Source organism: Ursidibacter arcticus (genome assembly GCF_009761375.1).
GTDB lineage: Bacteria > Pseudomonadota > Gammaproteobacteria > Enterobacterales > Pasteurellaceae > Ursidibacter > Ursidibacter arcticus.
Genome location: NZ_LEKM01000184.1, coordinates 1 through 18,794, shown reverse-complemented (window position 1 = coordinate 18,794; position 18,794 = coordinate 1). Strand labels below are relative to the sequence as shown.

Sequence of the window (18,794 nt, the reverse complement as noted above, 5' to 3'; positions counted from 1 at the left end):
GGTTTGTCATCAGTCTGAGGCACAGAAACTGCGCCTAAATATAAACTAAAATTATTTGGTTTCCGTTGAAGATTTCATTTCTTCCACTTTTTCACCGACAGCTTTCATCGCTTCTTTTGCTTCAGAGACTGCATTTTTCATTGCATCTTTAGCTTCTTCCATTTTAGTTACAGCCGCCTCTTTAGCTTCAACCATAGTTGCTTTCGCTTCTTCTACTTTTGCTGCCGCTGCATCTTTCATTTCTGCTGCTTTATCTGCTGCCGCATCTTTAGCTTCAGTCATAGCGGCTTTCGCTTCTTCTGCTTTTGCTGCCGCTGTGTCTTTCATTTCAGTTGCTTTATCTGCTGCTGCATCTTTAGCTTCAGTCATAGCGGCTTTCGCCTCTTCTGCTTTTACTGCCGCTACATCTTTCATTTCTGCTGCTTTATCTGCTACCGCATCTTTAGCTTCAGCAACGCTTGCTTTGGCTTCTTCTGCTTTTGCTACCGCTGCATCTTTCATTTCTGCTGCTTTATCTGCTACCGCATCTTTAGCTTCAGCAACGCTTGCTTTGGCTTCTTCTGCTTTTACTGCCGCTGCATCTTTCATTTCAGTTGCTTTATCTGCTGCCGCATCTTTAGCTTCAACAACCGCTGCTTTCGCTTCTTCTACTTTTGCTGTCGCTGCATCTTTCATTTCTGCTGCTTTGTCTGCTGCCGCATCTTTAGCTTCAACAACCGCTGCTTTCGCTTCTTCTACTTTTGCTGCCGCCGCATCTTTCATTTCAGTTGCTTTATCTGCCACCGCATCTTTAGCTTCAACAACAGCTGTTTTTGCTTGCTCTACTTTAGTTTCTGTTGCCTGTTTAACTTCCGCTGCTTTCTCTTTCGCTTGGTCACAAGCTGCTAAAGTTAAAGTTGAACCTAATACTAATAATGCTAATAATGATTTTTTCATAATCAATTCCTTAAATTGAGGGGTTAAACGATGTATTTAGAGAGCTATTATTGGAAAAAGTTCACAATGGCTCTCTATTTATCATCATTTGATTACTCTTGCACCGAATTTGTTGTTCTTGATGCTGAATAAACGTGACTTACTGCACTGCTATGCCCACCAAATCCTTTTCCGTAGAAATAGTATTTAGAGCCTTGCCACTCGGTAATTGGGAATGGTTCAGATTGTTCATCAGAAGATGCAGCAATCGCCGTATCTGCTTTAGTATGGCTCACTCGGGAAAATGTACCTAATTTACCCTCAAATTGATAATTGCTTTGGTAAATTCCAATCACCTGCTCCGTTTGCTCCACATTCACCACATCAGCATTTGATTGAATCTTCTCGCTTTCACCTAACTCAATATGGCGGCGTTCGTGATTTTCTTTCACAAGATCACGATTTGTCGGTTGAGAAACCACTAAACCAAATGGCTCAATAGTGGTAATCGTTTTCTCTTGTGCTATATTTTCGTTCGCGATCGTCACTTTAGACTGATGATGTTCTTTTACCAAATCACGATCTGTTTCTTGAGTAACAACAGTACCAAAAGGAGTACTACTTTCAACTACGGATGGAACACTTTGCTCTTGTTGTTGCAACATTTCATCAACAGACAAGAATGCTGGTTTTTCTTCCTGTTTTGCAGTTTCGCAAACTTTTACCCAAATCTTACCGCTTGCAAATTCAGGTGAGGCAACAGCAGAAGTCAATGGCATTGGAGCTTTAACTTCGTCTTTACGTTCACGACGACGCTGGTTGCCCACTCGTAGATGACGTGGTAAACGACGCTGACGAGCCTCTCTTCCTTCACTGCGTTCTTCTGTTTCAGCTGTTGTAATGACAGGTTCAACATTATCTACTTTTGACTCAACAAATTGCTGAACGCTAGCCACTTTTGTTGCTTTCACATCATTGGTTGGCACTTCTGCTTTTGTAGTTTCAACGTTTGCTGTTTCTTGCGTATTGTCAGCCACAGTTTCAACTCGTACTTTTTTGCGTAAATCACGACGTTGGCGACGTTCAGCCACTTTGATATCACGATCTTTTTCTTGAACAGCAACCACTTCTTCCACAACTTCGCGACGTTTTTTCGACTCCGTTGATTTCACTTCTTCTTGTGGTGCTTTACGCTCTTGTCGCTCATTACGAGCAGGACGCTCACGGCGTTGCTGACGGCGATCTCTTGAATTACGGGTTTTACCTTTTGTTTTCTTCTCTGGCTCTTTCGGTGCTTCGCTAAACCAACCTTTAATTGTCGCTAATAAACGGCTAATCAATGATGGTTTTGCTGGCTCTGTTGGCGTTGGAGCAGGTTGAAGATTTAACTCTGTACTTTGTAATACTGACTCCACTGTTAATACAGGTTCATTACGGCTAACTAACGCATCTTCAGAATGATGATGTGTTTCACAGCTATTATCTTCACGTTCTTGATAACGTTTCGCTAAATCATAGCTCAATGTTGGAACAACTTCATTTTCACGCAAACGATACACGCTGAAATGTGGTGTTTGCATACTTTCTGTTGGTACAACAATTACTTGAACGCTATGGCGTTTCTCAATATCACTAATGGCTTTACGTTTTTCGTTCAGTAGGTAAGATGCAATTTCAACTGGAACAATGGTGTGTACCTGTACGGAATTCTCTTTAATCGCTTCTTCTTCCACTAAACGAAGAATAGATAAGGCAATCGATTCATTATCACGGATTTTTCCAGTGCCTTGACAACGTGGGCAAACGTGTGATGAAGCTTCACTCAATGATGGGCTTAAACGCTGACGAGACATCTCTAATAAGCCAAAACGAGAAATACGTCCGAATTGAATTCTTGCACGATCTTGACGTGTTGCTTCACGAATACGATTTTCTACTTCACGTTGATGACGAACTGGGGTCATATCAATAAAATCAATGACAATTAAGCCCCCCAAGTCACGCAAACGCAGTTGGCGAGCAATTTCATCGGCAGCTTCCAAATTAGTATTTAATGCTGTTTCTTCAATATCACCACCACGAGTTGCTCGTGATGAGTTAATATCAATTGCCGTTAAGGCTTCAGTAACATCAATAACAATTGAGCCACCAGAAGGTAAACGCACTTCACGTTGGAAGGCTGATTCAATTTGTGATTCAATTTGATAATGGCTAAATAGCGGTACTTCACCTTCGTATAGGCGTACACGATTGATAAAATCAGGACGCACTAAACGGATATGATTTTTTGCTTTCTCAAAAACTTTTTTGTTATCAATTAAAATTTCACCAATATCACGACGCAGATAATCACGAATTGCACGCACAATCACATCGCTTTCTTGGTGAATTAAGAATGGTGCAGGACGAGATTCCGCCGCTTTTTTAATCGCTTCCCAATGATGAAGAAGTACTTTTAAGTCCCATTGAAGTTCTTCTGGTGATTTCCCAACTCCTGCAGTACGAACAATTAAACCTACATCATCAGGAACTGTTAAGCTGTCTAATGCTTCTTTCAGCTCTAAACGTTCATCGCCTTCAATGCGGCGAGAAATCCCACCAGCTCTCGGATTGTTTGGCATTAACACCAAGTAACTACCCGCTAATGAGATGAAAGTAGTGAGTGCCGCACCTTTATTACCACGCTCTTCTTTACCCACTTGGACAATCACTTCTTGCCCTTCTTGGATAATGTCTTTGATACTTGGGCGACCTTGGAAAACATAACCTTCAGGGAAATATTCGCGTGAAATTTCTTTTAACGGTAAGAAACCGTGACGCTCTGCACCATAATCAACAAAAGCAGCTTCAAGACTAGGCTCTACTCGGGTGATTTTACCTTTGTAAATATTGGCTTTTTTCTGTTCGTGCCCTGGGCTTTCGATATCCAGATCGAATAAACGTTGCCCATCAACAAGAGCAACTCGCAACTCTTCTTTTTGAGTTGCATTGATTAACATTCTTTTCATTGTGTTTTCTCATTATTGTTTTATGTTGTAACACACTTGTCTTTGTCGCACTAAGCCGATAGTGGCAATCTCCCGATTGTCTTAATAATGTAATATGAGACAAGCTGTGCCTATGATGATATTTTTTATGTCTTACACTCAAAATTTTGACTGCATAATCAATCAGTTATGCTTGTTTAATTAAGATAACAAGCGGTGTTTTCTTCTCTATTTTTTGTAAAATTGCCGAGCAATCCGTATAGAAAGAAAAACGTGTCATTATGGCATTTAACGCAGAAAATAGAAAGGTAAAACAGTGGGAATTTTTGATAAATAAAAAGCGGAACTTGTAAAAAATTCCGCTTATCAAACCGCTTTATCCGCTGATTATGATTTTGGTTTACCCAAGGTTAATGTACTTTGGTCGGGAAAGTGAAGATCTAACTGATTATATGGAATTGAGATATTCGCTTTATCAAATTCTATTTTCACTTTTTCAAGCAAATCAAATTGAGTGCTGGCATATTGTGAGGTTTGAACCCAAGGGCGTACAAACAGCTGGACACTATTTGAAGCTAAATTTCCTACCGCAATGGTCGGTTCAGGGTGATTAAGTACTCGCTCATCATCAAATAAGACTTGGGCAATAATTGACTTCGCTTTTTCAATATCAGCATCGTAGCTAATATCAAAAATCATATCAATACGGCGAGTTTCATTACGGGAATAGTTAGTAATACTATCCGCAAAGACCTTACCATTCGGTACTAATACCGTTTTGTTATCGCCAGTACGCAATTCAAGCACTAGTAAGCCCATTTGCTCAACTTTTCCACTAGTACCTGCGGCTTCAATAAAATCCCCTTTTTTAAAAGGTTTGAAGATTAAAATCATTACTCCCGCCGCAAAATTTTGCAGTGAATTTTGTAAGGCTAAACCAATTGCTAAACCAGCTGCACCGATTAAAGCAACTAGAGAGCTTGTATTGATACCAAGCTGTGAAAGAGAGGCGATGACTACAATGAGTAAAAATAAGAAATAACTCATTGATGATACAAAACTTTGTAGCATTTCATCTTTACTTGAGGCAAGCACAATGCGTCCTAATACTCGACTTAATACTCTTGCAAGGAATTTACCTACAATATAAATCACAATCGCAAGTAAAATTTTAGTGCCGTATGGAATAATCCATTGTTCTAAGATCATTTGGAAATCCATTGAACCAACTTCTTTAATCACTTTTGTGGCCTCTTTAACATTTAAGTTTTGTACAGCCTCTACCACACCGCTATTAGTTGCGGTATCTGCTTGTGTTGTCATTCTCACTCCTTATATTCGTATAAATAAAATGAAATTCTAGCATAATCCGTTTGTCCGCAAAGGGTAAATTTGTGGTAGGATTTACGCAATTTTGTTTTATAAGTAATAACAATGACAACAGAAAAAATCATTAGTGCCACCGTGCAATTTTTTACCATTAGTGAAGATGAAGCTGGACAACGTCTGGATAATTTCTTACTGGCTAAATTAAAAGGCGTACCGAAAAGTTTAATTTATCGTATTGTGCGTAAAGGTGAGGTACGTGTGAATAAAGGGCGAATTAAACCTGAATATAAATTACAAACCGAAGATATTGTGCGTGTTCCACCTGTGCGAGTCGCTGAAAAAAATGAAACACCAATTTCAACCAAATTAAATAAAGTTGCTGAATTAGAACAGCAGATCTTATATGAAGATGAAGTGATGCTTATCATCAACAAACCATCAGGGATTGCTGTGCACGGTGGTAGTGGTTTAAGTTTTGGGGTCATCGAAGCATTACGAGCATTACGCCCTGAAGCTCGTTTTTTAGAACTAGTGCATCGTATTGACCGAGATACTTCTGGCATTTTGCTTGTAGCAAAAAAACGTTCTGCCTTGCGTAATTTACACGAGCAGCTACGAGAAAAAGTCGTACAAAAAGATTATCTTGCTCTTGTGCGTGGTCAGTGGCAATCTCACGTTAAAGTGATTAAAGCTCCATTATTAAAAAATGAGCTTTCTAGTGGTGAGCGAATTGTGCGAGTTAGCGAAGAAGGCAAACCATCTGAAACACGTTTTGTGATTGAAGAACGTTACCCGAGCGCAACACTCGTAAAAGCATCTCCAGTAACAGGAAGAACTCATCAAATTCGTGTGCATACCCAATATGCAGGACACCCCATTGCCTTAGATGATAAATATGGTGATCGTGAATTTGATCAGAAAATGCAAACTGTTGGGCTAAATCGCTTATTCCTTCACGCTTATGCGATCCGTTTTGAGCACCCCAAAACAGGTGAAGAGATGGTGATTACCGCTCCATTGGATAAGCAACTAAAATCAGTTCTAGCCAAGTTAAGAAGCGATAAATAAGCGGTGGGATAGCAAGTATATTTTGCAAAAGGATAACAAATGACTCTCAATGTTGATCATCTTTTACATACGGCAGATACACTAGAAGCAGCCATTCTTCGCTTAACACAAACACCAAGTGAAGATACGGTGCTGTACGATCTTTTTCGTAATGCAGCCATAAAAAGTTTTGAATTATCGCTTGAAACAACAGGGAAACTATTGCGTAAGACCTTAAAACTTTATACAGGTAATCCGAAATCAGTTGATCAACTTATTTTTAATGACCTATTCCGCCACGCAGGAAAACACTCATTACTCACTGAAGAAGAAATTGAAAGATGGTTGGCTTACCGAGCGACTCGCAATAATACCGCCCACGATTATGGTGAAGCCTTTGCTGAAAAAACACTAACTATTTTACCAAATTATTTAGTCGATTTACGCAATTTAGCCCAAAGAATGCAGGATATATTTAATGGAACAACCACTGAATAAGCTAGCATTGTCGCCTAAATATCTTGCTCTTTTACAGCATATTCTGCAAGAGAATGCCCCTACTTGCGAAGTTTGGGCTTATGGTAGCAGAGTAAATGATGATGGGCATTCTGGTAGCGATTTAGATTTAGTGATTCACCACTGTAATACCGAACAATTTTTAACGTTACAAACAGCATTACAAGAAAGTTTGTTACCTATGTTGATCGATTTACATCGTTGGGAAATGCTACCTGACTCATTTAAACAGAATATTCAACAACGTTATATTGTGATTCAATAATGAAAATTTCTTACAAAAACCAACAAGGATCTAACCGCTTGTTAGATCTTACTGCTCCAAAGATTATGGGGATTTTGAATTTTACCCCTGATTCATTTTCTGACTCTGGTAAGTTTTTCACACTGGATAAAGCACTCTATCAAGTTGAAAAGATGCTAAATGATGGGGCTGATATTATTGATATTGGCGGAGAATCCACTCGCCCCAATGCACCTATTGTTGATTTAGCTGATGAGTTAGAACGTGTTGTTCCCCTTGTAGAAGCCGTTCGCCAACGTTTTGATTGCTTAATTTCCGTAGATAGCTCCAAAGCAGAAGTTTTCCGCCAAGCAGCAAAAGCTGGGGCAGATATTTTAAATGATATTCGTGCTTTACAAGAACCTAATGCACTAGAAACCGCTGCACAATTAGGTTTACCTGTTTGTCTAATGCATATGCAAGGCACTCCACAAAATATGCAACACAATCCTGAATATGATGATGTTATTGAAGAAGTTGCCGACTTTCTCAACCAACGTATTTTTGCTTGTTTAACCGCAGGTATTCCCAAAGAGCATATTATTTTAGATGTTGGTTTTGGCTTTGGCAAAACCGTACAGCATAATTATCAACTACTCAAACATCTCAATGCTTTTGTGCAGTCTGGTTACCCTGTATTAGCTGGATTATCTCGCAAATCAATGATTGGTAATGTGCTGAACAAACCTGTTGAACAACGCACAATCGGCAGTGTCGCAGGTGCATTATTAGCCATACAGAATGGAGCTAAAATTGTCCGCGTTCACGATGTTGCCGAAACTGCCGATGCGTTAAAGATTTGGCAGGCGATGGTGGACGTAAATTAAACTTCATATTAGTAGTATAAAAGGATTAAAAATGACAAAAGTCTATGGTATTAAAAACTGCGATACCGTCAAAAAAGCAATTAAATGGTTAGCAGATAATGGTTTATCTCCACAGCTACACGATTATCGAGTTGATGGTTTAGATGCAAATTGGTTGGAGCAAATGGCAGATAAATTTGGTTGGGAAAATCTAGTCAATAAACGCAGTACAACTTGGCGTGGGCTAGATGATGAGATTAAAAATAATTTAAGTAAAGAGCTAGCGTTAAAAGTACTTAATGAACAACCCACACTGATTAAACGCCCTATCGTTTTAGCCGAGAATGTTGCGTTAATTGGTTTTAATGAAACAGAATATAAACAGGCTTTTGGTAAGTAATATCCGAGAAAGAGCTGCTTGTGTAGCTCTTTCATTTAAGTGAGACGTTACAATTCCGTCAGATTGCGAATTTTCACACTGGTATCATTAAAGTGTGCAATAACATCTAATGTTCCGCCCATTGCTTCAATATGGCTACGCAACGTTGAAAGATACATATCAGTTCGTTTTTCTAAACGAGCAATTGCAGGTTGCTTTACATTTAAGCGTTCTGCCATTTCTTTTTGTGATAATCCTCTCGCTTGGCGTAGCTCTTGCAATAGCATTGTTTCAAGCATTTCTTCTGTTTGCTCAAATGCTTGTCGCTGTGCATCTTTTGGCATTGATTCTCTTAATGCTGAAAATTTTTTAGCCATAAATTTAGATCTCCTTCTCTATTTGTTGAAGATGTTTTTCATATAAACGCTCCGCAATAGGGACATTAGTTTCATACCAGCGTTTTTTACTCGCTTTATTTCCTGCAATTAACAAAATAGCGTTTCGTCTTGGATCAAAAGTATATAATATCCGATAAGGCTTACCTTTATGCTGAATTCTTAACTCTCTCAAACGATATTTAGAACCAATAATTTGGCTACTATATGGGTATTTCAAATTTATCCCCAATCGTTCTAACAAAGTTACTGAAGCAGTTACAGCTATTTGCTCTTCAGTATTAAGAGTATCCCACCATAACTCAAACTCATCAGTATATTCAACTTCACAATTCATATATTACACCTATGGAATAATAATCCTATAAAATAAAATTTCAAGAAATCATTACTCCAGCATAAATGAAATCATTCATTCAGCACATATTGAGCATTTTTATTATCGATCTCGATCGAAAAATAATATATCCACATCATTAACTTATTTTTCCTAAAACCGCTCACTATGTTAAACTCTATTCATTGACCTTATGATTTCGATAGAGAATATGAAAAACCAAATTATTAACTTAGCTCAAGCGCTAATTCAACGTCCATCTATTAGCCCTGATGATCAAGGTTGCCAGCAACTCATTGCAGAACGTTTGCAAGCTGTCGGATTTAAATTGGAATGGCTGCCTTTTGGCGACACTTTAAATTTATGGGCAACTCACGGTGAAGGGCAATGTTTTGCTTTTGCTGGTCATACTGATGTCGTTCCTGTTGGTGATGAGAAACAGTGGCTCTCCCCACCTTTTGAGGGGCGTATTGTCGATAATATGCTTTATGGGCGCGGTGCAGCAGATATGAAAGGCTCACTGGCGGCAATGGTTGTTGCAGCAGAAACTTTTGTAAGAAATAATCCGAACCATAAAGGCAAAGTCGCTTTACTTATTACATCTGATGAAGAAACATCGGCTAAAGACGGTACAGTAAAAGTGGTGGAAACGCTAGTGCAACGCCAAGAGCCTATCCATTACTGCGTTGTTGGCGAACCATCAAGTAGCAAGCAATTAGGTGATGTGATTAAAAACGGTCGTAGAGGGTCTATCACTGCGGATCTCTATATTGAAGGCATTCAAGGACACGTTGCATATCCCCATCTTGCAGAAAATCCTGTGCATAAAGCCTTACCATTCTTAGCTGAACTAACTCACTATCAATGGGATCAAGGTAACGAATTCTTCCCACCAACCAGTTTACAGATTGCTAATATAAAGGCAGGAACAGGAAGCAATAACGTTATCCCCGGTGAGTTGTTCGTGCAGTTTAACTTACGCTATTGTACTGAAGTAAATGATGACTTGATTAAGCAAAAGGTAGCCGAAATGCTTGAAAAATATGGCTTAAAATATCGTATTAGTTGGCATTTATCAGGCAAGCCTTTTTTAACTGCTAAAGGAAAACTTGTAGACACAGCAGTGAAAGTATTGCAAAAAATGACTCAAATCACACCGCGTCTTGATACGGGTGGCGGTACTTCTGATGCTCGTTTTATCGCACCAATGGGGGCTGAAGTCATTGAATTTGGTCCATTAAACGCCACGATTCATAAAGTGAATGAATGCGTTGATATAGACGATTTAGCAACTTGCGGTGAAGTTTATTATGCAATTCTTGAAGATGTTTTAGTCCAAAGCTAATAATGAAAAATCGACTTATTGTAACAATATTGCTAGGGATAGCCACATTCTTATCACTGGTAGGCTATGCCTACCTTTTCGACAAACGTCAAGCAGAGAAGCTACTATCTCAAATGACGCAGCTTTCCCCAACAGAGAAGAAAGTTGCTAAAGTTTTTTTTGATAATAGCTGCCAGTACTGTCATCTTCCTTCTGCTGAATTACCTATTTATACCCAACTTCCTTTTATTAAGGAATCAATGGAACAGGGGATTTTATCCGCTAACCGTTTTTTTCGTTTAGATCACTTATTAAATGGTATGCAAGATCCAACTCAATTATCTGAAGCGGATTTAGCCAAACTAGAATACACCATTCGACATAATACGATGCCTGTACCAGCCTTTGTTCATCTTCATTGGTGGGCAAAGTTAAATCCTACCGAACAAAAAGTCTTACTCGATTGGATTTACCAACAACGTAGAGAACTTTTTATTCCACAGAATACCGAAGGAGTTGATGTCACACGTTCTATTCAGCCTATTCCTGATAAACTTAAAACTAACCCAGCTCAAGTGAAATTAGGTGATTTACTTTATCACGATGGGCGTTTATCAGGGGACGGAACAATTCAATGTCACACTTGCCACCAATTAGCTAAAGGCGGTGTTGATGGTCTGCCTTTTTCTATTGGTATTGATAATCAGGAAGGAAGTATCAATGCTCCAACCGTTTATAATTCTGCCTTTAATTTTGTTCAATTTTGGGATGGAAGATCTGCAACACTTGCCGACCAAGCAGGAGCCCCTCCACTGAACCCTGTTGAAATGGGCTCAAAAAATTGGGAAGAAATTTTGGCTAAATTTGAGAAAGATGAAGCTTTTATGAAAGAGTTCCTTTCCGTTTACCCTGCTTTTAATCGTGATACATTAACCCACGCAATAGCCGAGTTTGAGAAGACTTTAATCACACCAAACAGTGCCTTTGATAAGTATTTAAAAGGAGATGAGAATGCCTTAACAGAAGTCCAAAAGCGTGGCTATGCTCATTTTAAATCAGCAAAATGTGATACTTGCCATACTGGGATCGCAATGGGCGGACGCTCCTATGAGTATATGGGGCTTTATAGAGACTATTTTAAAGATCGTGGTACAGAAATAACTGAAGCAGATGAAGGGCGATTTGTCCAAACACAAGACCCTTATGATATGCACCGTTTTAAAGTACCTACATTACGCAATATTGAGCTAACTGCACCTTATATGCATGATGGAACTATTACGGATCTAAAAGATGCTGTGAGAATAATGGCAGTTTATCAAAGTGGTAAACAGCTTACTGACACAGAATTAAATGAAATCGTCGAATTTCTCAAATCACTTACTGGTGAATACCAAGGGAAAAAATTAAGCCTCGAAAACAAATAGCCTTTTATTTTCCTAATCGACTAAAACTCGGTAGAATAACAAATACCGAGTTTTTTATTAAATTAGCAATGAATAGTCATAACCTACCCCATTTACTCACAGGAAAAACAAGAGAACATCTTATTCCCTTGGTAAATGAATTATCCCCAAACCATTACTTGCAAGCAGATGTTGCTACTGCCTTTATACAATTACAGCAGGCAGCAAAAAATGTAGGGTTTAATTTGCAACCTGCTAGTACCTTTCGTGATTTTGAACGACAACAACAAATTTGGAATGCAAAATTTAATGGCGAGCGTAAAGTCCACGATGATGATGGTAATGCGATTGATCTAAGTTCACTCAATGATTGGCAAAAATGTCAGGCTATTTTACGTTGGTCGGCAATTCCTGGGGCAAGTCGTCATCATTGGGGAACAGAAATTGATATTTTCGACCCTGATTTATTACCACAAGGGCAAAAATTGCAACTAGAGCCTTGGGAATATCAAACAGGGGGATATTTTCAACGCTTGGCTAATTGGCTCTTTGCTAATGCAGAGCAATTTGGTTTTTATTTTCCGTTTATGGATAGAGAAGATAAGAAAATCGGGCTAGAGCCTTGGCATATCAGCTACTTTCCGCTTGCTGACCACTACGAGCGGTTAGTTTCACCACAAATTTTACAACAAGCGTGGCAAAATGAAAATGTTGCAGGAAAAGATTGCTTGAACGCTCATATTGATGAACTCTTTGAACATTTTATTTTATGATCCAACTAATTAACGAAAGCGATTATCACAGCAAATTTCAATCTATTTGCGACAAATGGCAACTTGTTCACGACAAAAATGCTATCTTAGCCTTGGTACTCACCAATGAACGTTTAGAGCTACGCAAATTAGATGAGCCTAAATTAGGTGCGATTGCAGTCAATTTTGTTGATGGCACTCTCGCACACCGCCGAAAATTTGGGGGCGGGCGTGGTGAAGCCGTTGCTAAAGCCGTTGGTATTAAAGGCGATTATCTACCAACAGTCATTGATGCAACTGCAGGGCTAGGGCGAGATGCCTTTGTGTTAGCCTGTGTTGGTTGCCAAGTAACTTTAGTGGAGCGTAACCCGATTGTGTGTGCTTTACTTGAAGATGGATTAGAGCGAGCTTACCTTGATGCTGAGATAGGACAATTTATGCAGCAACGAATGAAACTTTCTACTGCTCGCTCTATTTGTGAGCTAAATCCTAACCAGGATTATGCTGATGTAGTTTATCTTGACCCAATGTATCCTCACAAACAAAAAAGTGCATTAGTTAAAAAAGAGATGCGGGTTTTCCAACATTTAGTGGGGGCAGACTTAGACTCCGATGATTTTTTCTCTCCAGCGAAACAATTAGCTCGTAAACGTGTTGTGGTTAAACGACCAGACTATGCTCCTTTCATTGCTGAGCAAAAACCTGACTTTAGCCAAGAAACGAAGAATCATCGTTTTGATGTTTATTTATCACATCTCGCAAATCATTAAATATAAAAAGTAAGCGGTTGGATTTGTAAATTTCTTTGCAAATCCAACCGCTTGTAATACTTATAGCCTAATTACATTTCGTTTGGGTTCAAACCATAGCCATCTTTTTCTGTGCGTTGGTAAGAGCTGTTGATCAGTTTATTCGCAGAATACCAATCTAGCAAGATCTCGACTTCGCCTTCCGCAAAAGGTCCTAAATGGTAAGGTGCATATACAAAATAGATCCCTTCTGGTGCAAAATAGAAGTTTTCTGAAATCTCAATATCTTCTTTTTTAGCATAACCATCATATTGTCCTTGCTCATTCAAGCGATCATTACGATAGTTTTGCCATAACAGCTCTTTAACTTGAGCCTGATTTTTCGGTGAGATCAGGTCATCTACTTGAATAACCGCTTTTTTGTTAGCATCCACATTGATGTAACGAGTAAAATACATTCCGTGAGCTCCGCCCATATAAGTATGTTGAACCATTGTAAATGTAGCAATATGGTTACGTTGCCCAAGATAACTACTTTCAAGGCTATAACTTAAGCCAATCGGTCTATCCGCTTTCGCTTCTGCAACTAATTCATTGTAATTTTTTTCTAAACGCTCTTTAATGATTTCTTGCGTAAGCTCTGTGGGTACAGTTTCATTTTCTGCCTGTACATATTTAAACGCTTCTTTTAAAAGGAGCTGCTCTAACCAATCAACTTTTGTTGTAGGCAAAGATGCAAAAACACTGACGCCCGTTTCTTCACGATAGAATTCATCTGCTGGATCTTTCGGGTGCTTAACGCTTTCAGATTTATTAAAGATCGAGTTAATTTCTACTTGTAATGCAGGAAACCCATCTAATTTTTTATCTAATTCAGTTTTAGCCGTAAAATATTCACCTTTCAGTGTTTCATATTCACTTTTAAGTTTATTTAGTTCCTCTGTTGTCGCAGTTAAATCGGTTTGTGATTTTTTGAAGTCTGTTTCTAGCTGAACAATTTTTTTCTCTGCTTCAAATACTTTTTGAGGAAGATTCGTATCTTCACAGGCGGTTAGTATTAACACCGAAGAAATAAGCATAGCGATTAATGACTTTTTCATAATGTTCTCCTTAATGAAATATAAGCGGTTGCTTTCCGAAATTATTTTACAAAAGATAAAAAAATCCCTTGCCAATAGGGCAAGGGAAAATAATTAATCGTCTAAGAAACTGCGTAATGTTTCTGAACGGCTTGGGTGTCTCAGTTTGCGTAATGCTTTCGCTTCAATCTGACGAATACGCTCACGAGTTACATCAAACTGTTTACCCACTTCTTCAAGAGTATGGTCGGTATTCATATCAATACCAAAACGCATACGCAGAACTTTCGCCTCACGCGGTGTTAGACCTTCTAGCACTTCATTAGTTGCAATACGCAAACTTTCTGCTGTTGCGGAATCTAATGGTAATTCTAACGTGCTATCTTCAATAAAATCACCTAAATGTGAATCATCATCATCACCGACTGGTGTTTCCATTGAGATCGGCTCTTTAGCAATTTTTAATACCTTACGAATCTTATCTTCAGGCATTCCCATTTTTTCTGCAAGTTCTTCTGGCGTTGCTTCACGCCCCATTTCTTGTAAACATTGACGAGAAATTCGGTTCAGTTTATTGATTGTTTCGATCATATGCACTGGAATACGGATTGTACGAGCTTGGTCTGCAATCGAGCGTGTAATTGCTTGACGAATCCACCACGTTGCATAAGTTGAGAATTTATAACCACGGCGATATTCAAATTTATCGACCGCTTTCATTAAGCCGATATTCCCTTCTTGGATTAAGTCAAGGAACTGTAAACCACGGTTGGTGTATTTCTTGGCAATAGAAATAACCAAACGTAAGTTTGCTTCAACCATCTCTTTTTTCGCTTTACGAGCTTTTAATTCGCCTTCAGAAATACGACCGCCAATTTCACGAATTTGAGTAATCGTTAGCCCTGAACGTTCTTCTAATTTTTGTAGATTAACAATGTTAATGCGGATCTGTTCTGCATAATCGGCAAGTTTTGGCACTGCACCTTTTTTCGCATTGATTGCTTTTTCAATCCATTCATCTGATGTTTCATTGCCTTGGAATGCTTTTAAGAAATCGGCTTTCTTCATTTGAGCATATTCAACGGCATAACGTTGAATTTGTCGTTCTTCCGCACGCACTTGTTTCATCATTTTTTGCATAAATTCAACTAATAAGTCGAACTGTTTTGGCACTAAACGGAATTCTCTGAAAATATCAGATAAGGCTTGAATTTGATCTCGTGAGCGTTTACTTGAACGTCCATATTTTTGGATTGCTTGTAATGCTTTTTCGTGTTGCTCACGCAGTGCATTGAATTTTTCGCGTGCTAATTCAGGGTCGATACTATTATCATCACCAGAATCAGAACCACCATCGCTTTCATCTTCTTCATTTTCATCATCAACATCGGCAACAGTTTCTGAATTTTCTTCGTCATCTAAATCGACATCAATCTCTTCTAAAACAACACTTTCTTCTGCATTTGGATCTACAAAAGCGGTAACCAAATCAGATAGACGCATTGTGCCAGCTTCAACTTCTACATAACGTCCGATAAATTCGCTTAATGCTTCTGGATATTCTGCAACTGCACATTGAACGGCATTGATACCGTCTTCAATACGTTTAGCAATATCAATCTCACCTTCACGAGTTAGCAGTTCAACTGTTCCCATTTCACGCATATACATACGCACAGGATCGGTTGTGCGTCCTAATTCTGACTCCACAGTAGAAAGCACTTTTGTGGCTTCTTCTACGACATCTTCATCTGGCATAGCACCTGCTAACATTAAATCATCGGCATCAGGGGCTCTTTCTAGTACCTTGATCCCCATATCGTTGATCATTTGGATAATGTCTTCGATTTGATCGGCATCGACAAGCTCTTCAGGAAGATGGTCGTGAACTTCTGATAACGTTAAATAGCCTTGCTCACGCCCTTGAGCGATAAGCAGTTCTAACTGAGATTGTTGTTCTTCTAATTGAGACTGTTGTTCCATAGTTGTATCCGTTTTTGCGTTTTACGAGGACAAAATAGTGATGGATTATACCACTCTTTGCCCTTGATATGTAGATTTGTAAAAAATTCCCTGTAAGTAACCGCTTAATTTTTCATAGACAGTAAAGTAATCAGAGCCTGCTTTTCTTCTAATGTTAAAGAAAACTGACGATCTTTAGCCTGTAATCGTTCAATTTCTTGGTTCACGAATTTTTTATAAAAAAATCGTAAGGTTTCTTTGAACGTTTCTTCAATATTATCAGGGGCAACTAAATGATCCCAATTTGCTAGCATTTCAAGAGGGCGATAATGTTCACTTTCTCGTAAATGTTCAAGTAATCCGCCCATTGTCATTCCTGTATGCTGCCGGCAAATATTCACTAACTCTAAAAAGAGTGCAGTTCCTTTTTCATTTAGTTGCTCTAATAAAATAATTTCTTCGGTAACAAAGCTCACTAGGTACGGGTTTTGTAATAATAAACCAATTAACAAACGCATCGGTGTTCGTTCAATTTTAGGCATTTTAGGGCTAACCATCGTGCTGTTTATTTGTTGTGGCAGTAAAGCCTCAATTTGAGCAGGATCTAAAATTCCTAATTTTTGCCCTAACATATTACGCAAATAGACTTGTAACATTTGCCCAGGAATACGCTTAATCAGTGGGATAGCGAGTGATGCAAGTTTAGATTTACCTTCTTTACTTGACAGATCCACTTCTGCTAATAGCGAGTCAAATAGAAAATCGCTTAATGTTTGTGCTTGTTGTAAATAGGTTTCAAACCCTTCTTTTCCTTGCTGACGAACAAAAGTATCGGGATCCTCCCCATCAGGTAAGAAAATAAATTTTAACTGGCGACCATCGTGCAAATAAGGTAGGGCATTTTCTAATGCTCGCCATGCCGCATCTCGACCAGCTCTATCACCATCGTAGCAACAAATCACTTGCTCTGTACAACGGAACATCTGTTGAATTTGCTCCCCCGTAGTCGCTGTACCCAAAGAAGCTACCGCATTATTGATTCCATATTGAGCAAGTGCAACAACATCCATATAGCCTTCTACCACAAATAGAAAATCGGGGTTCTCATTATGTTGCAAGGCTTGGTATAAACCGTAGAGTTCGTTACCCTTGTGGTAAGTTGCAGATTCAGGAGAGTTTAGATATTTTGGCTTTTCATCGCCCATCACTCGCCCACCAAATGCAATTACTCGCCCACGTCTATCTCTAATCGGGAATATTACTCGGTTACGAAAACGGTCGTAAACATTTCCACGATCATTTTTAGAGAGCATTCCTGTATCTAATAATTTCTGGACTTCATCTTGATTTGTCCCAAATTTACGCAAGACAGAATCCATTGCATTAGGTGCAAATCCAATTTCAAAACGTTGAATAATTTCGCTAGATAACCCGCGATAGTCCAAATATGCTTGACTGGCTTGGTCTTGGTTTAGCTGTTGTTGGTAAAATTGGGCGACCGCATTGAGTAATTCGTATAGATTACGTCTAGTTTGTAAACTCGCTTGTGGCTTTCCATCTCGATTTAAGACATTTTCACGCGGAACTTCTAACCCATGTAATGCAGCAAGTTCTTCTATCGCTTCAGGAAATTCAAGTTTGTCATATTCCATTAAAAAGCCGATCACATTACCGTGAGCTCCACAGCCAAAGCAGTGATAAAACTGTTTTGATTGACTAACGGTAAATGATGGGGATTTTTCGTGATGAAATGGACAACAGGCTTGATAATCACGCCCAGCCTTTTTCAATTTAACACGACTGTTGATAAGCTCAACAATATCGGTTCGAGCAATAAGATCATCAATAAATGAACGTGGAATTGTGCCTTTCATTGAATATCCTTGCGAGAGAATAATAAGCGGTCAGATTTTATAAAAATTTTGCAAAATATAAATGCTTATAAAATAGGATCTTTATAAATGCCGAAACCGTGATTCCAACTGGTTTCACGGTTTCTTGAATAACGTCAAAACGTTAATTAATATAAACGTGTATTACGAGCATTCTCACGAGCATTACGTTTAGCGTGACGTTTTGCTAAAGAAGATTTTTCACGTTTACGCACTGCAGCTGGTTTTTCGTAGAATTCACGAGCACGAACTTCTGCTAAAATACCTGCTTTTTCGCAAGAGCGTTTGAAACGACGTAATGCAACGTCAAATGATTCATTTTCACGAACTTTAATTACTGGCATATGCCATCACCTCAAGGAAATATATGTTTAAAATAAGCTGCAACCTATTTCGATTAGTCTGTTTTAGTCGTAATCGTGAGCAGCATAGAACTAAAAAAGGTGCGTCATTCTACCCTAGCATAATCTTTAAGTAAAGGATTAGTTATGGCTAATTTTTACTTTCTTTGTACTTAACTTATTCTTTTCTCAACAAAAGAGCCTTTATCTCAAAGTAGATAAAGGCTCTAGTTATATTTGCAAAGATTAAATGTAATTTAACCAGATTATTGACAAAGTCTTTTTTCATTCGGAC

General features: G+C 38.7%; 18 protein-coding genes. 9 read left to right on the top strand and 9 right to left on the bottom strand.

All coding sequences use genetic code 11. The annotated features are described in order from the left end of the window. Positions 1 to 51: 51 nt before the first annotated feature. From A1D25_RS08380 to A1D25_RS08370, 3 genes are all read right to left on the bottom strand, one after another. A complete protein-coding gene (locus A1D25_RS08380; protein WP_157395235.1) occupies positions 52 to 936 on the bottom strand; it encodes a hypothetical protein in 885 nt (294 codons plus the stop codon). A gap of 92 nt (positions 937 to 1,028) precedes the next feature. Then, on the bottom strand, positions 1,029 to 3,923 hold the full coding sequence (rne, locus tag A1D25_RS08375; RefSeq protein ID WP_205420597.1) for a ribonuclease E: 2,895 nt from the start codon (positions 3,921 to 3,923) through the stop codon (positions 1,029 to 1,031). A 366-nt stretch (positions 3,924 to 4,289) separates the two neighbouring features. Continuing rightward, positions 4,290 to 5,225 carry a mechanosensitive ion channel family protein gene (locus tag A1D25_RS08370; RefSeq protein ID WP_157395234.1) on the bottom strand — a complete coding sequence of 312 codons (936 nt, stop codon included), beginning with the start codon at positions 5,223 to 5,225 and terminating at the stop codon, positions 4,290 to 4,292. 111 nt (positions 5,226 to 5,336) lie between these two features. Between A1D25_RS08370 and rluC the strand changes: the two genes are divergently transcribed. From rluC to A1D25_RS08345, 5 genes are read left to right on the top strand one after another with little or no spacing between them, the layout of a single operon-like run. Further along, a complete protein-coding gene (gene rluC, locus A1D25_RS08365) occupies positions 5,337 to 6,299 on the top strand; it encodes a 23S rRNA pseudouridine(955/2504/2580) synthase RluC (RefSeq protein ID WP_157395233.1) in 963 nt (320 codons plus the stop codon). Between the two features lie 39 nt (positions 6,300 to 6,338). Next, the gene (locus A1D25_RS08360) at positions 6,339 to 6,776 is read left to right on the top strand and encodes a nucleotidyltransferase substrate binding protein (protein ID WP_157395232.1); all 438 of its coding nucleotides are present in this window, start codon (positions 6,339 to 6,341) and stop codon (positions 6,774 to 6,776) included. Beyond that, a complete protein-coding gene (locus A1D25_RS08355; protein WP_157395231.1) occupies positions 6,757 to 7,059 on the top strand; it encodes a nucleotidyltransferase family protein in 303 nt (100 codons plus the stop codon). The genes A1D25_RS08360 and A1D25_RS08355 overlap by 20 nt, the downstream gene beginning before the upstream one ends. Continuing rightward, on the top strand, positions 7,059 to 7,904 hold the full coding sequence (gene folP, locus A1D25_RS08350) for a dihydropteroate synthase (protein WP_157395230.1): 846 nt from the start codon (positions 7,059 to 7,061) through the stop codon (positions 7,902 to 7,904). The genes A1D25_RS08355 and folP overlap by 1 nt, the downstream gene beginning before the upstream one ends. Positions 7,905 to 7,935: 31 nt before the next feature. Further along, positions 7,936 to 8,283, top strand: coding sequence for an ArsC family reductase (locus tag A1D25_RS08345; RefSeq protein ID WP_157395229.1), 348 nt, complete (start codon positions 7,936 to 7,938; stop codon positions 8,281 to 8,283). 47 nt (positions 8,284 to 8,330) lie between these two features. Here A1D25_RS08345 and A1D25_RS08340 read toward each other — a convergent pair whose 3' ends face one another. Beyond that, on the bottom strand, positions 8,331 to 8,639 hold the full coding sequence (locus A1D25_RS08340; RefSeq protein WP_157395228.1) for an XRE family transcriptional regulator: 309 nt from the start codon (positions 8,637 to 8,639) through the stop codon (positions 8,331 to 8,333). Between the two features lie 4 nt (positions 8,640 to 8,643). After that, positions 8,644 to 8,994 (bottom strand): type II toxin-antitoxin system RelE/ParE family toxin, encoded by a 351-nt coding sequence (locus tag A1D25_RS08335; protein WP_157395227.1) that lies wholly within the window; start codon positions 8,992 to 8,994, stop codon positions 8,644 to 8,646. A gap of 211 nt (positions 8,995 to 9,205) precedes the next feature. Between A1D25_RS08335 and dapE the strand changes: the two genes are divergently transcribed. The 4 genes from dapE (at position 9,206) to A1D25_RS08315 (ending at position 13,246) form a co-directional block, all read left to right on the top strand. Then, entirely contained in the window at positions 9,206 to 10,339 is a 1,134-nt protein-coding gene (dapE, locus tag A1D25_RS08330; protein WP_157395226.1) for a succinyl-diaminopimelate desuccinylase, read from the top strand. A 2-nt stretch (positions 10,340 to 10,341) separates the two neighbouring features. Beyond that, positions 10,342 to 11,745, top strand: coding sequence for a cytochrome c peroxidase (locus A1D25_RS08325; RefSeq protein WP_157395225.1), 1,404 nt, complete (start codon positions 10,342 to 10,344; stop codon positions 11,743 to 11,745). 68 nt (positions 11,746 to 11,813) lie between these two features. Then, positions 11,814 to 12,497, top strand: coding sequence for a M15 family metallopeptidase (locus A1D25_RS08320; protein WP_157395224.1), 684 nt, complete (start codon positions 11,814 to 11,816; stop codon positions 12,495 to 12,497). Then, the gene (locus tag A1D25_RS08315; protein ID WP_157395223.1) at positions 12,494 to 13,246 is read left to right on the top strand and encodes a class I SAM-dependent methyltransferase; all 753 of its coding nucleotides are present in this window, start codon (positions 12,494 to 12,496) and stop codon (positions 13,244 to 13,246) included. Before A1D25_RS08320 ends, A1D25_RS08315 begins: the two co-directional genes overlap by 4 nt. Positions 13,247 to 13,317: 71 nt before the next feature. Here the strand turns inward: A1D25_RS08315 and A1D25_RS08310 are convergent, their stop codons facing one another. The 4 genes from A1D25_RS08310 to rpsU form a co-directional block, all read right to left on the bottom strand. After that, entirely contained in the window at positions 13,318 to 14,325 is a 1,008-nt protein-coding gene (locus A1D25_RS08310; RefSeq protein ID WP_157395222.1) for a DUF3298 and DUF4163 domain-containing protein, read from the bottom strand. Between the two features lie 93 nt (positions 14,326 to 14,418). Then, entirely contained in the window at positions 14,419 to 16,287 is a 1,869-nt protein-coding gene (gene rpoD, locus A1D25_RS08305) for an RNA polymerase sigma factor RpoD (RefSeq protein ID WP_157395221.1), read from the bottom strand. Positions 16,288 to 16,391: 104 nt separating this feature from the next. Further along, complete coding sequence (gene dnaG / locus A1D25_RS08300; protein ID WP_157395220.1) at positions 16,392 to 18,140, bottom strand: DNA primase; 1,749 nt, start codon at positions 18,138 to 18,140, stop codon at positions 16,392 to 16,394. 146 nt (positions 18,141 to 18,286) lie between these two features. Beyond that, a complete protein-coding gene (gene rpsU / locus A1D25_RS08295) occupies positions 18,287 to 18,502 on the bottom strand; it encodes a 30S ribosomal protein S21 (protein WP_157395219.1) in 216 nt (71 codons plus the stop codon). Positions 18,503 to 18,794: the final 292 nt, after the last annotated feature.